Annotated in this window: 11 protein-coding genes and 2 pseudogenes; 8 read left to right on the top strand and 5 right to left on the bottom strand. The window is 40.5% G+C overall.

Annotated elements, in window-relative coordinates; all coding sequences use genetic code 11:
• Positions 1-312: 312 nt before the first annotated feature.
• Positions 313-477 (top strand): annotated as a pseudogene (locus V7K67_RS00795) (NINE protein); the annotation flags it as partial.
• A 168-nt stretch (positions 478-645) separates the two neighbouring features.
• Positions 646-1,464 (top strand): annotated as a pseudogene (locus tag V7K67_RS00790) (protein kinase domain-containing protein); the annotation flags it as partial.
• Between the two features lie 471 nt (positions 1,465-1,935).
• Here V7K67_RS00790 and V7K67_RS00785 read toward each other — a convergent pair.
• Both V7K67_RS00785 and V7K67_RS00780 read right to left on the bottom strand, forming a co-directional pair.
• A complete protein-coding gene (locus V7K67_RS00785; RefSeq protein WP_335164817.1) occupies positions 1,936-2,607 on the bottom strand; it encodes a DUF2996 domain-containing protein in 672 nt (223 codons plus the stop codon).
• A gap of 580 nt (positions 2,608-3,187) precedes the next feature.
• Positions 3,188-4,231 carry a DMT family transporter gene (locus V7K67_RS00780; RefSeq protein WP_334733063.1) on the bottom strand — a complete coding sequence of 348 codons (1,044 nt, stop codon included), beginning with the start codon at positions 4,229-4,231 and terminating at the stop codon, positions 3,188-3,190.
• 256 nt (positions 4,232-4,487) lie between these two features.
• Between V7K67_RS00780 and V7K67_RS00775 the strand changes: the two genes are divergently transcribed.
• The gene (locus V7K67_RS00775) at positions 4,488-4,850 is read left to right on the top strand and encodes a hypothetical protein (protein ID WP_334710713.1); all 363 of its coding nucleotides are present in this window, start codon (positions 4,488-4,490) and stop codon (positions 4,848-4,850) included.
• A gap of 510 nt (positions 4,851-5,360) precedes the next feature.
• Complete coding sequence (locus V7K67_RS00770; protein WP_334733062.1) at positions 5,361-5,990, top strand: Uma2 family endonuclease; 630 nt, start codon at positions 5,361-5,363, stop codon at positions 5,988-5,990.
• A 38-nt stretch (positions 5,991-6,028) separates the two neighbouring features.
• Here V7K67_RS00770 and V7K67_RS00765 read toward each other — a convergent pair whose 3' ends face one another.
• Genes V7K67_RS00765 through V7K67_RS00755 form a run of 3 tightly spaced genes read right to left on the bottom strand, consistent with a single transcriptional unit; the run spans position 6,029 to position 8,713 of the window.
• Positions 6,029-6,871, bottom strand: a complete 843-nt coding sequence (locus V7K67_RS00765; RefSeq protein WP_334731143.1) for a D-alanyl-D-alanine carboxypeptidase family protein — start codon at positions 6,869-6,871, stop codon at positions 6,029-6,031.
• A 7-nt stretch (positions 6,872-6,878) separates the two neighbouring features.
• Positions 6,879-7,568 carry a hypothetical protein gene (locus tag V7K67_RS00760; RefSeq protein WP_334731142.1) on the bottom strand — a complete coding sequence of 230 codons (690 nt, stop codon included), beginning with the start codon at positions 7,566-7,568 and terminating at the stop codon, positions 6,879-6,881.
• Entirely contained in the window at positions 7,565-8,713 is a 1,149-nt protein-coding gene (locus tag V7K67_RS00755) for an AAA family ATPase (protein ID WP_335164813.1), read from the bottom strand. The genes V7K67_RS00760 and V7K67_RS00755 overlap by 4 nt, the downstream gene beginning before the upstream one ends.
• Before the next feature lie 181 nt (positions 8,714-8,894).
• Here V7K67_RS00755 and mnmG point away from each other — a divergent pair, with 181 nt between their 5' ends.
• From mnmG to V7K67_RS00735, 4 genes are all read left to right on the top strand, one after another.
• Positions 8,895-10,817, top strand: coding sequence for a tRNA uridine-5-carboxymethylaminomethyl(34) synthesis enzyme MnmG (gene mnmG / locus V7K67_RS00750; RefSeq protein ID WP_334731144.1), 1,923 nt, complete (start codon positions 8,895-8,897; stop codon positions 10,815-10,817).
• A 47-nt stretch (positions 10,818-10,864) separates the two neighbouring features.
• Complete coding sequence (locus V7K67_RS00745; protein WP_334731140.1) at positions 10,865-11,086, top strand: hypothetical protein; 222 nt, start codon at positions 10,865-10,867, stop codon at positions 11,084-11,086.
• A gap of 66 nt (positions 11,087-11,152) precedes the next feature.
• On the top strand, positions 11,153-12,484 hold the full coding sequence (locus V7K67_RS00740) for a hypothetical protein (protein ID WP_334731139.1): 1,332 nt from the start codon (positions 11,153-11,155) through the stop codon (positions 12,482-12,484).
• A gap of 271 nt (positions 12,485-12,755) precedes the next feature.
• The gene (locus V7K67_RS00735) at positions 12,756-14,108 is read left to right on the top strand and encodes a histidine phosphatase family protein (RefSeq protein ID WP_335164810.1); all 1,353 of its coding nucleotides are present in this window, start codon (positions 12,756-12,758) and stop codon (positions 14,106-14,108) included.
• Positions 14,109-14,456: the final 348 nt, after the last annotated feature.

Below are 14,456 nucleotides of genomic sequence, written 5' to 3'. Positions count from 1 at the left end.
TATAATTTCAGTGATTTGCTGTGGTTATTACTACAATAAATTTATCGGGTTTAATCGATCAATACGTTAATGATCGTTAATTTATTAACAATCTGTAGCTAGCATAATTACTTAGAAGATTTAAATATTCTAGTAATATGTTACACTTTTTCCAGTGACTATAGGTTAGTAGGTTAGATAGTAACCACCTACAAAAATTGCTAGAAAATAACTGATGCAAGATGTAAGTCTAGCTATCTATATTTAGTATAAAAAACAGTATAAGAAAACAATCTTAGACAACAAGAGCAAATCCAAAGGGTTGAAAACAAGATGAATCTTGAAAACAATCAGCGTAAAAGCCGACTTCTTGTTTCTTACATCTTGTGTGCAGCCGTCTTTTTCGGATTAGGAGGACTGCACCGTTTTTACAATGGCAAAATCGTAAGTGGTTTGTTCTGGCTGTTGACTGGTGGTGTGTTTGGTATAGGACAGCTTTTGGATTTGTTCATCATCCCTGAGATGGTTGACGAATACGAACATAAGCTGAGACTAAAAGTAGGTGTATCTCCCTTGGGTGTGCCGTTAAATCAAGCAGTGGTTGCCTCTCAAGTCCACGAGCCAACAGGCAACAAACTCATGACTGAAGTAATCGAAGCGGCAAAAAGCAAGGGTGATAACTTACTCCTCAAAGAACGTTATCGTGCGATTAAACAAATAGGGCAAGGTGGTTTTGGTAAAACCTTCTTAGCTGTAGATGAGGATAAACCTTCAAAACCACTATGCGTGATTAAACAATTTTATCCTCAAGCTCAAGGTACTGGCACTCTTGCAAAAGCCATAGAATTATTTAATCAGGAAGCGGTGCAGTTAGATTTATTAGGCAAACATCCCCAAATTCCCGAACTACTGGCATATTTTACCCAAGAAGACGAGCAGTATCTTGTACAAGAATTTATTGACGGGCAAAATTTAGCTCAAGAATTAGCAGATAGAGGTACTTTTAGTGAAACGCAAATCTGGCAATTACTAAATGATTTATTACCAGTGTTACAATTTTGTCACGCCAGAAAAGTAATTCACCGCGATATCAAGCCAGAAAATATTATTTTACGTAAAAGCGAAACCCAACGCAAATTAGTATTAGTAGATTTTGGCGCTGCTAAATCTGCCACTAACACCGCCTTAAATAGAACTGGTACAAGTATTGGTAGTCCAGAATATGTTGCACCTGAACAAATGAGAGGTAGGGCTGTTTTTGCCAGCGATATTTACAGTTTGGGTGCTACTTGCATTAATTTATTAACTGGGCGATCGCCATTCGATTCTTATGATATTAATAACGATACTTGGGTTTGGCAGCAATACTTAAAAACTCCTGTTAGTCATAAGTTGAGTCGCATTCTTAATAAGATGCTAGAAAGTATTCCCATTCGACGTTATCAAACAGTAGATGAAGTTCTTAAAGACTTAAATCAACACTCTTGAAGAAGAATTCAGAAGTCAGAATTCAGGAGTCAGAATCAAGATGCGACGCTCTCTACGGGACTCTAAAAGCGTAGCTTGCTTCCCTGTAAGGATACGAATAGTCGCTAACGCTTCGCTATCCGCCAGTCATACAGAATTCATTCTAAATTCTGACTCTTGAATTCTGTCGATAATTTAATCTAAAATTTAGTTATTGATAACGACCCCAATGTTGGAGCCGTTACCTACCATTTCTACGAACTTTAAGGTTAGTGGGAAATTGGAGAAGTGAAGGAGAAAGAATAACTAATATTCAATGCCCCTTATGAGTGCTGAGTGCTGTACATGGATAGCGGGGCGTTTAGCCCGTGCTGAGTTCTGAGTAGCAAGTAGGACACACTTTTTTACTCAGGACTGGCTCCACGCCCCGTTAGTGCTAACGGAACTGTTTTGCCCCATGCCCAATGCCCCATGCCCAATGCCCAATGACTAATTTCTACCTAACCACTTTTGACCATCTAACCGCTGCACTAAGCCAAATACCAACAAATCGAGGGTAATTCTGCGCTCATCAATTAAGAATGACTCAAGAGTGCTAGGTTTTTTGCCTTCATTACAAGAAAATCCCTTTTTTCCTTGAATATCTTCTTCGGGGAAATACAGGTTAAACTGACGCCGACCAGTTTCCGACCAACTGCCGATAATTTGCCAGCATTCTTCGGCGGATTCAAAGCCAGTGATTGGCACTTTCTGCTTGGCAAAAGACACCTGCAAATCTTGCACACCTTGTTGAGTGATCGCTTTTTGTAAAGCTGGTAAGTAGTCTTGCTCAATGAACTGTACAAATGGCTTATCTTCAACAGATGGGGCTTTTTCCTTTTTAGCGGCTTTAGCGGCGGTGGCTGGTTTTTCTTCCGTTGCGTCGGCGACGGGTTTTTCGCCTACTGCGGCTTTAGCTGCGGCTGCGGGTTTTTCTCGCTTGGGTGCTACAGCAGCTGGTTTAGCAGCATTAGGATTATCTTCGGGGTTTGCGGCTTTAGGATCTGGCGTGTTGGCAGTAGGGAGGTCTGTGGCTTCGGGTGAGTCTGTAGTAGGAACTTGCTTGTCAGCAGTGTTGGGAGCTACTTCTCCCGCTTGATTGTGATTGGTTTCGTCTGCCATTGCTCAGGTCAATCCTTTAATCTAGCTTTGGGAGCGATCGCTCACCTTGATGTATCGGGTATTTTTATTTTGACATACTAGTACCGCAAGGCGGAATTCAAAATGACGCTCTCTACGAGACGCTAAAAGCGTAGCAAGATGCCTGTAAGGGTACGCAGACTCGCTAACAAAATTCAAAATTAATACAGTGTAAGCGTTTCATCGATTTTGAATGGGTGGTTTATTTTGACCAAGCCCCTTCGGGGCGGGAACAGGGAAGAGGGAACAGGGAACAGTGCAAGAATTAGCCCCGAAGATTTAGGGTACAAGCCCCTAAATTTATTTATGAAAGAAATAAAAACATTTTTTAAGGGGACGCGTAGCGCAAGAAAAAATACGTCCTTGTACAAATCCCCTAATTTTAATTATGGGGATTTCCCTGTTCCCTGTTGCCCGTTCCCTGTTCCCTTTTAAGGTTAGAGAGACGCGATAAATCGCCGTCTCTACAAGGAATTTATCCTGCCCCTTCAATTTTGGATTTGCGGTTTTAGATATTCAATCCAAAATCTAAAATCCAAAATCTAAAATTCTTCCGCCTCCTTCAAATCCCTTTGAATCCCATACCAGCTTCTACCTGTTGCTGTGCTGGAGTAGAATTCACCTTGCCAGAAGTCTGACGCCAGATGCCAACTTGACTCAAGAATATACCTACTAAAATCAAGCTACCGCCAATATATTGGGCTAAGTTAGGGGCTTCACCCAAAATTAAATAGGCTGCTATGATGCCCACAATTGGGCCAAATGAGCTAACTAAGGAAGCCGTAGATACAGTAGAAGTTTTCAAGCCTTTAATCCAAAAAGACTGACCTAATACCACAATCAACCCGCCATAGAGAAACATCCATTGCCACAAGAATGGTGAGAGGACATCAGCAAAATGATCCCTGCCATAAAGGAGTAAAGCAATGAAGAAAAAGATTACGGTTCCTAATGCAGTCCGAAAAATGCTATAGATTCCCAAAGGAATCTGCGAAAGGTGTTTCTTGCTAATAATTGTGGAAGCAGCTACAGCAATAGATCCGGCTGCCGCCAAAAGTTCCCCTATACCTAAACCGAAACCTCCCATGTTCATCATGGTTTCTGTCGGAGGTTGAAGAATAATAGTTAGGATAACGCCGATAAAGGCTGCGATCGCACCGATAAATTCCCAAATATTTACCCGTTCTCTCAACAACCAAACTGATAAAGCCAGAGTTAGAGGCGGTTCCAAGCGTCCTACCAAAATGACATTGTTTACTCCTGTGAGTGCCAATGCCTGGAAAATTAAGCCAGGGGCTAATGCACCTGATAAAATAGCCACTACCGTTAGACTGAACCAATCCTTCCTTGAGAATTGCTTCAAGCTAGCTTTGTTCCACTGCCGCCCATAGATCAGGATCAGAAGCATCAAGGCGCAAAGGTTTCCCACAAATAAAACATTACACAAAGAAATTGGATTGCGATTACCAATAAAATGTTGAGTACCAATTTCTGTTAGCTTCCGAGTAACTGCGCCAGATGCTCCAAAAATTAGCATTGCTAGCCAGAGATATGTTTGTCCCGAAATTCTATGGATTAGGCGATGTGGTTTTTTGGGTCTAGTCATAATAACATCACTGCAATAAAAGCATTGCTCATGATCTTAAGTTGCCCTCATGCAGCTCAAAATGAGGTTTTGTTGAGAAAATACTTAAATTATGCTGTGACTTTGAGCAGCCTTGAATACCTGAGAAAATGCTGAGAATTAACTAAATTTTCTCAAGGGATAAATTCATGAAAATAGTGGCTTAGTTTCAATAAGCTCTCACTGCCACCTGCGATGCTTAGGATGTTCAGGATAAAACAAAGAAGAGAAGTAACAAATGAAACTCGCACCCTTTCTTACAAGTATAGCCTTGGTTGGTTTTTTCACAGTTTGGGATGTACCATTAAAAGCGATCAATCCGTCATTAGTGCAGGCATCAGCAGCCGAAGAATTGTCTGTAACACAGAAACTAGACTTGCTTACTAAGAGTAAGGGTCAGATTGGTAGTGGAGATCAACTACGTCGTTTCTTTTTTGGTGACTTGGAGCCAATCGGTATCCAACTAGGTGGTGCAGGTCACGTAGTTAATCTTTATAACAAAGCCAATGATGTTACATTCGCTTACTGTTCACATTACGATGTGATTGTTGCCATTAAGAAAGGTAAGGTGACTAAGTTTGAACCCAGTGAAGTGAAGTAACTTATAGAGGACGTTGAGTGCAAAAACTCAGCAATCATGAATATGTCCAAGCTAAGTGCTGAAAACTTAGATAAGTATAATATCTAATCAGCAAAAATAGCAGAGTTTTCCCTTAATGTCCCCATAAACTACTACCTTTGAAAATAGCCTTCTAGAAACGTGTGGACAAGGGGTATGAGTTCTTTTTCCCCTTGTTCTCTTGTCTATGTTGAGAGTTTTAGAGAAGAGGGAGGGTGCGATGTCTATGACGGGCTACGTCTACGCAATTTCTGTTTTTCGAGAGCCTGTAGGTGCGCTCAGAAGGGTATTTTGGCAATAGTTTGGTGTTTAAATTTGTGTGGGTGGGGTAAAGGTGGTGAGAGTTGGGAAATATTCATCAATCATCCTTGATAAAATAGATTAGGATAAATGTCTATCTTGTTCAGCTATCAGTTGTAAGTTTAAGGATTTATATCAGATTTTCACTGATTACTGAATACTGTTTATTACTTACTGATTCTGCGAGGAGTTATGCTGCTAACTGAACGTCATGCCGATCGGGTAGTTCTTTACAATATCAGTTGGCAACAATTTGAAAATTTATTGATAGATTTAGGTGAAACTCGTGCAGCTAAGGTGGCTTATGATGATGGCACATTAGAGATTATGACACCATTACCAGAACATGAATATTACAAAGAAATAATTGGTGACATTATCAAAGATACGGCTGAAGTTTTAGAACTAGATTATGAATGTTATGGTTCAAGTACGTGGAAACGAGAGCTAAAAAAAGCAGGGATAGAACCCGATAATTGTTTTTATTTCCAAAATGAAGCACTAATTCGAGGTAAGCTCAAGTTTGATTTAAATCAAGACCCTCCTCCTGATTTGGCTTTAGAGATTGATGTTAGTAGTAAATCTTTAGATCGTTTTCCTATTTATGCGCGGTTAGGTGTGCCTGAAATCTGGTGTTATGACTCTGGCGAAATCAAAATTTACCAGTTACAAGGTGAAGAATATCTTCAAAGAGAAATAAGTTTAGTATTTACTAATCTGAATATTCAAGAGATTCCGTCACTAATTGAAAGATATCGTATGTTAGGAAGACGAGTTTTCCGACAAGCAATTAGAGAATGGGTAAAAGGACAGATGGGTTAGATAAGCTAATATTCCCAAGTTTCTATACTATCTAACAATCAGAGTGGCGTTATCCAATAAGTAATGCCCCGAATAGCTTGTTTTTTGAAACCAAACAGGGATAAATTCTCTTCAGATAAACCCACATAAGTCCAATGGGGAATATCGTTTTCTACTGTTTGAAACCAACCATTTTGATTCAGAGCTTTTCTTTGTTCTTTACTGCCTATGCGTAAATCAATTGCTAATCCCCAAAGATGTTGTGAAGTTCCGGGAGGTGCAACTAAACCAAGAATTTTTGTTTCTTTACCCTGTTGAACTTTTGCCAAAACTTGGTCGTTAGCATATTTGTGCCAAAATCTTAAATTCGTGTTGAAAGTGCGAGTACAATCACCAGAACCATAACCAGATTTTAGCGGAATCTGTTGCTGAACTCGTGCTTTATTTAAAGCATCAGCCGCCGATTTTTGTAAGTAACAGTCGTTAGTGCCATCAACATGAGCCATTGTTAAAGTAGCTTGAAAATCTTGAGTTTCTTGTTCACTGGCAAAGATATCCTTTTGCGGCAGTTTAATCCCAACATCTTGATTTACAAAGACTGCACCATACATTCGTAGTAACGTATATTCATAAGTACCAGGCTGAGGAATTGTAGATAATTTTCTAGCGATTGCAGATAAAAAACGTTCTTGATTATTTAATTTGGCATCAGGAATAAATGGTTCTGATGTTGTCTTTTTAGAGATATCTGTACAAGGCAATGAATCAGTACTCAAGCATCCGTTTAATGGTTGAGCGGTTATAGCAATCTTGTGGTGGGTAATTTCATTGCTAGCTACTAATGTGAAAATAATCAAGATAACAATACTAAAAAATTTTATCTTTTTTAAAAGTTTCTTCATAAAGAAATTAGCTAGTTAATTTAGGTCTAATTATATTGCAAAAATTTATAAAGCTTTGAAAGCTAGGTAAGTGGTGGTTTTTCTCTTGAATTCTTGCCAATAATTGTTCTAAGTAATATAGCTTCATTACATCACCAGGATTTTTTTTAGAATAGTTAATATTTTTGGCTCTAAATAATTCTTTTAAATAAGCTTCATGGAATTGAGCATGAGTGTTGAATTTGTCATAATTACCCATTAGTTCTGGACAATTACTTGAAATATCATAATAACGGGTGTAATCTAATAATGGTTCGCTTTGGGGTTGCCTTGAGTAAATTTTTCTGTTTCCTAAGAACCAGGTTTCAAGACAACGATTTTGTATGATTAAAACAAGCTGTGTACTTCCCATCTGAATTTTTTCGGCAGTTAAAAAATCATAAATTTCCTGCTGGATACAGCTAACTGTATTCTCTTCTGCATCTAGACAGACTACAAAGTAGTTATACTTGCCATTTGCATTGATGTCTGCAATGGCATTAGGAAGATGATCGTAAATAATCGAAGGATAACCTTCTCCACTGAATAGATAATAGTTGTTTTTATTGACTTCATCATAATTCTGAACTTGTTGCAGTTCTGGTAACAGATGTTTTAGCCAAGCTGGATAAACTTTTCTTTCAGTTCTTTTACCTTCAACAAGAAAGTATAGATTCATCCGACTGCAATTCCTTCCTTATAAGCCTCAAGATTAATCAGCTGCATAAAGGCTTGATGCCTAGATTTACCAAGATTATAATCTTTGGCATCCTTAACTGTTACTACACCACCTCGACGAGTTACAATTTTCCAATGCTCCATTCCAATTTTATTAATAATATAAGGATGGTGGCTAGTGATTATAAATTGTAAATTTCTTTCTTCCAGTAATAAATCACTTAAAATATCAATACAGTTAACTCCCAAGCTATTTTCAAATTCATCAATCAGAATTACAGTCCCTTCGGCAGATAAATAAAATTCACTAATATGAATTAGTGTTTTAAACATTCCAGAAGATATACCTTTTTGGGTAATCCAATTATTAACACCTTTTTCTTTGATATTAATGAAAGGATAGTCTGCCATCATCTTAGGCAAATCTTCATCTTTATCAGGTTCCATCTTGATATCTTCTATCTGGTCAAATATATTTATGAACTGCTGTTTAATTTCTTGGAAAGTTTGTGGATGTTTATTATAAACTAATGCTAATTTTATTTGATTTGGCAAGTTACTTTTCTGGATTTCTTCTAGCGAAGAATATTTTTTTGCTGATAAGTTATTACTCATTAGTGAGGAATAAATAATATCATCTATATAAATATGATTTTCTATTCTTAATTTTTCGCTGTAAATAACTTTATTAAATCCATCTTTAACAGGTGCAATATCTTCTTCCTCGCTTAAGATTTGAACAGCACTTTGAAAAGGTGAGAGTTTAGGCAATTTAGTACCATTAAACATTATTTCATTATTACTTCTTTTTATCAGAGTTTTTCCATTTACAGATAAATGTTCTCTGTGAATCCTAAATTTATCTTTTTCTGACTGTTCAGTATCAATGATAAATTCATTTACTTCTTTTTTTTCAAATTTACCATTCCATTTATATTCATAATTATTTAAAGAGAAATCTATATCCCATTCCACACCATTCAATGAGCCACCTCTAGCTATTTTCCGTAAGCTCATAATAGATTTAAGTATTTGTGTTTTACCAACACCGGATATACCAACTAAAAGATTTAGTTCAGAAAAATGTATCGGCTCAAACTGCCACTCTAGTTTATGGTCATAATAGGTTATTTTGTTGATTTTCATATTTACACCTAAACAAAAGAAATGAGAACGAATAAGAAAGCCATAAAGTTGATTATAACTGACCTTAATTAGTCTTTTATTTATAGTAATGTTGATAACTTATTTATCAGAAAGATACCTCCCTGAAACCACTGGAACAGTTACAATTGAAAATAACTCTAAGCTTGCCGTTCCTGTAAGTATGACCATGCACAATTCCGTTGAATTTCAAGACGCTTTTGATGTCATAGTCGTCGGTGCAGGTCACTCCGGTTGCGAAGCAGCTCTTGCCTCTGCACGCCTCGGTTGTCGTACCATGCTATTGACGCTCAACTTGGATAAAATCGCTTGGCAACCTTGTAACCCAGCGGTGGGTGGCCCGGCCAAATCTCAGTTGACTCATGAGGTAGACGCACTCGGCGGAGAAATTGGTAAAGTAGCAGACCGTACCTACCTGCAAAAACGTATCCTCAACTCTTCACGGGGGCCTGCTGTATGGGCATTACGCGCCCAGACGGACAAGCGCGAATATGCAGCGGTGATGAAAAATATTGTTGAGAACCAAGAAAACTTGACAATCCGCGAAAGTATGGCAACAGACTTGGTGCTGGGTGCTAACGGTGAAGTCATTGGCGTTGAAACTTATTTTGGTGTAGGGTTCCAATGTCAAGCAGTCATCTTGACAACTGGCACTTTCCTGGGAGGCAAAATTTGGGTTGGTAACAAATCAATGCCAGCCGGACGCGCTGGGGAATTTGCGGCTGAAGGATTGACACAAACCTTAAATCGCCTGGGATTTGAAACTGGCAGACTTAAAACTGGAACTCCAGCGCGAGTAGACAAGCGATCGGTAGATTATAGTAAAATGCTCATTCAGCCAGGGGATGAAGACGTGCGCTGGTTCAGTTTTGACCCAGATGTTTGGGTCGAACGGGAACAAATGCCTTGCTATATCACCCGCACCACCGCCGAAACCCATCGCCTAATTCAGGAAAATTTGCATCTGTCGCCCGTTTATGGCGGTTGGGTGGAAGCCAAAGGGCCACGTTATTGTCCCAGTATTGAAGATAAGATTGTCCGCTTTGCCGATAAAGAAAGCCATCAAATCTTTATTGAACCGGAAGGAAGGGATATACCCGAACTGTATATTCAAGGGTTTTCTACAGGGTTGCCAGAAAATCTACAGCTGCAAATGTTGCGGACTCTCCCCGGTTTGGAAAAATGTGTGATGCTACGTCCGGCTTATGCAGTGGAATATGACTATTTACCAGCAACTCAGTGTTACCCCACATTGATGACTAAGAAGATTGCGGGGCTGTTTTGTGCTGGGCAGATTAATGGCACTACAGGTTATGAAGAAGCCGCAGCTCAAGGGCTGGTGGCGGGAATTAACGCAGCTCGATTTGTTCGCTCTCAAGAAATGATTGTGTTTGCCCGCGAGCAAAGTTACATTGGGACGCTAGTTGATGACTTGTGTACAAAAGACTTGCGGGAACCTTACCGGATGCTTACCAGTAGGTCAGAGTACCGATTAATATTGCGTTCTGACAATGCCGATCAACGTCTGACACCCTTGGGGCGGGAAATTGGTTTAATTGACGATCGCCGTTGGGATATGTTTACTAAAAAACAGGGTAACATCACCACAGAAAAACAAAGATTACAAGCCACACGAGTGAAAGAACATGATGAAATAGGAATAGCGATCGCATCTAATACCCAACAAGCAATTAAAGGTTCAATTACCCTTAACGACTTGCTGCGGCGTCCGGGATTCCATTACGTTCACCTCGATAGGTTCGGATTGGGAAACCCCAACCTCAACCGCGCTGAGAAAGAAGGCGCAGAAATTGACATCAAGTATTCTGGCTATCTCGCTAGGCAACAACATCAGATTGACCAAATTGCCCGGCAAGCGCACCGCAAGTTACCCGCTGATTTGGACTACACAACAATTGAGACTCTTTCCAAAGAGGCACGAGAAAAGCTGACTCACGTAAAACCACTCACTCTTGGTCAAGCAGCACGTATAGGTGGTGTAAACCCAGCAGATATTAATGCTTTATTATTATATTTAGAATTGCGTATAACCAAGAGCCAGTCAGAGTTTCCAGCGTTAGCTTAACACCAACTTCATAAAGACTGAGTATAGTAGTAAGGAGGGAGATTGGTATGATAGATGACATAACTCTTAGTACTGCCATCGTCAACAATCCCCAGATGAAAGTTGAGTTTAATACCAACGCTCAATCAACTCGTCTTAAGAGAACCGGGATTGGATGTTTCATCAAAGAAGGGAACAGGGAACAGTTTTTTCTATTTCATGTTCATGTTCCCTGTCCGGGAGTAACAGACCACCTGTTTCCTGTTGCCGGTTCCCTATTCTCTCTTTAAAAATAATCCCAATTTCCAGGCAGTAGAGACGGCGTTTCTCCGTCCTAGCAACAACCCAGAACGTCTATGTTACAAGAAGCCAGCACCCGTCTCATAGTACCGGAACCATCAGAAGACTTAATCGCCAACGAGCCTTGGTCGATAGAAAACTATGCTGATGGCCTCATGGATGAACTCTTTGCCGATATCGACTACATTCTGGATGTTAGTGGTAATCTGCCTTCTCAAGCTGTTAGGCACCACTCTGTTGCTGGGGTTTCTACCCAAGCTCAACGCCAGTCACCTCCAGGATATGTGCCTCTGCAAACAGTTACAATACCGCAGATTATTTTACCAAACAGCCTGAATCAGTCAGCTGCTCAAGATAAGCATAAGCAATTGAGTACCGTTGTGTTTGAAAACGGCGCTGTGAAAGCAGTTAGTAGAAAGCGTCAGAAAACTAGGCCGGCTTTGGGCAAACTGCTGATGGTGGGAACAACTTTAGGCGTGGCGATCGCAGGTATGATTTACCTGGTGCAGTCTGGAGTTGTATATCTTTTAAATGCCAAATTGCCCGAATCAGCGCTTCTATTGACACAATCGCAGTCACAATTACCTGTCAAAACAGAAATTGAGGCAGAGTTAGTTGACTATATGCTCCAATCACTAGCAGTCATAGATAAGCAAGGAGCAACACCCAATCAAAAATCTTTCAGTCGGGGATTCTCCAGTCAGGCAAGTAGTAACCAAATAGCCCTTGGTAACGAGCAAACAACAGGTAATCTGCCAGCACTTCCACTTCTAGCTAACAATACATCATCAGCCTCCAACCGTTCTGGGAGTGTTGTTGAGCGCATCTACGTTCCTGTTTATCAAGCGCCGTCACCAATGCGCTATGCTCTTCCAGCTATTCCTGGGACTTCTACACTTTTACCACAAGTTGCCAGTGTATTGCAGGGATCTCAACCTAATGTTGTGAAAACTGCCCTAAATACAGTACGACAAGCTGCCAAGCCTGTAACCGTCAATATGTTGGCTGCGGCTGTACGATCTGAACTCAAGCCTGTGGCTGGGAAAACTGCACCCATTACAGTGCGGCAGACACCTAAGCCTCTGCCTGCATTACCAATAGTTCCATTACGTGATGCACTCGCCCCAGAGTCAGAACCAACCATTACCCAGGAACAAGTATATCCGCCAACTGCGATCGCAGAAGCTCCGAGTAATACCTTAGAGGGATTGCTAGAGTTGGGCAATAAATCTGCCGCGTTGTTTAAAATTGATGGCGTGACTCGCCGCATCAATATGGGTGAAAGTATCGGCTCAAGCGGTTGGACATTAGTAGATGTCAGTAATGGCGAAGCAGTCATCCGGCGTAACGGCGAAGTGCGATCGATTTACGCAGGTCAGAAATTGTAAAAGTTTTTCTGTCAGCAACTCTTCTTAATATTTAGTGTCTCATAACCTCGAGTTCTTTAAGAACTTCGAGGTTATGGCTTTAGGGATTTCCAAGAAATTATCCAAATAAACGTAGATGCGAAGCGTCTTGCCGCAGGCTACCACAGAGACACAGAGAACACAGAGAGAGGAGAAATAGAGAGTGCTACTGACTCAATTCGCCTTCCTGAGTCGATAATTATGCAATCATTTTGCAGTAGAATTAATCGTCAAGATAGAGGAGGGCTTTGAGATGACTCGTGTCATCATTGTGCGCCACGGTCAAAGTGGTTATAATACCGAGCGGCGTATCCAAGGACGCACTGATGCGTCAACATTAACCGAAAAAGGTCGTAACGATGCCAGTAAAGTAGGCAAAGCCCTCAGCAATATCTTATTTAATGCAATTTACAGCAGTCCTTTGCAACGAGCAAAGCACACAGCAGATATTATCCATAGTGAGTTAGCTAATCATGCTGAACAATCTGCTGTAATCCAAGTTTCTAATTTACTGTTAGAAATCGACCTGCCTTTATGGGAAGCACTGCTGACTTCAGAAGTCAAGCAGAAATTTGCCGAAGACTATCGCACTTGGCATCAACGCCCAGATGAACTGCGGATGCTGCTTAATGATGCACAAGGGACAAGAGAACATTTTCCCGTTCTTGCTTTATACGAACAAGCAAGGCAGTTTTGGCAAGAAACTTTGTCTCACCATCAAGGCGAAACTATTCTCATTGTGGGACATAACGGAATTAATCGCGCCCTGATTAGCACAGCACTAGGAATTTCTCCAAGTCGCTATCACTCAATACAGCAATCTAACTGTGGCATCACTGTATTAAATTTTGCTGGGGGATTGGGCGAACCAGTCCAGCTAGAATCCTTAAATCAGACGCAACACACCGGAGAATCTTTACCCTCATTGCGACCGGATCATCAAGGAGTACGATTGTTGCTGGTGCGTCACGGTGAAACCGACTGGAATCGCCAAACCAGGTTTCAAGGGCAAATTGATGTTCCCCTCAACGACAACGGTAGACAACAGTCGCAAAAAGCAGGCGAATTTCTCCAAGAGGTAGCGATTGATAATGCTTGCAGTAGCACAATGCTGCGCCCTAAAGAAACAGCAGAGATTATTTTAAAACAACATCCGAATGTAAAGTTAGAATTGCAAGATGGTTTAAGAGAAATCAGTCACGGACTTTGGGAAGGAAAATTAGAAACAGAGATAGAGCAAGAGTTTCCTGGAGAGTTGCAGCGCTGGCGGCTAGTACCAGCCGAAGTGCAAATGCCCGAAGGAGAAAATTTGCAACAGGTATGGGAACGCAGCGTTGTCGCTTGGCAATCAATTGTACAAGCCGCATTAAATAATGAATTCAAAACTGTATTAGTAGTAGCTCATGACGCTACTAACAAAACTTTGCTTTGTCACATTCTGGGCTTATCGCTGGAAAATTTCTGGAATTTTCGCCAGGGTAATGGCGCAGTCAGCGTTATCGACTACCCTTCTGGAATTGATGGTTTACCAGTATTACAAGCGATGAACATCACCACTCACTTGGGTGGAGGCGTACTAGATAAAACAGCAGCGGGGGCATTGTGATTGAGTGCTGACTCTTGAGTGCTGAGTGAGGAATAAAGTTAGGAGTTAGGAGTTAGGAGTTAGGAGTTAGGAGTTAGGAGTTAGCAGTTAGGAGTTAGCAGTTAGGAGTTAGGAGTTAGCAGTTAGGAGTTAGCAGTTAGGAGTTAGGAGTTAGCAATTAGCAATTAGCAATTAGCAATTAGCAATTAGCAATTAGCAATTAGCAATTAGCAATTAGCAATTAGCAATAAAGACGGTTGGTTCATAAAATCATTGGCATTGCTGATAATATGTATAACTCAGCGATCGCTCTTGATCTGTTGTGCTGTGTTATTGTCTGATTTTTTTCTATCTAATCACCCAAAGAGC

It is taken from the genome of Nostoc sp., from assembly GCF_036917155.1.
Classification (GTDB): Bacteria; Cyanobacteriota; Cyanobacteriia; order Cyanobacteriales; family Nostocaceae; genus Nostoc.
The sequence above is the reverse complement of the archived record's forward strand: the minus strand, read 5'-3'. Positions and strand labels throughout refer to the sequence as shown.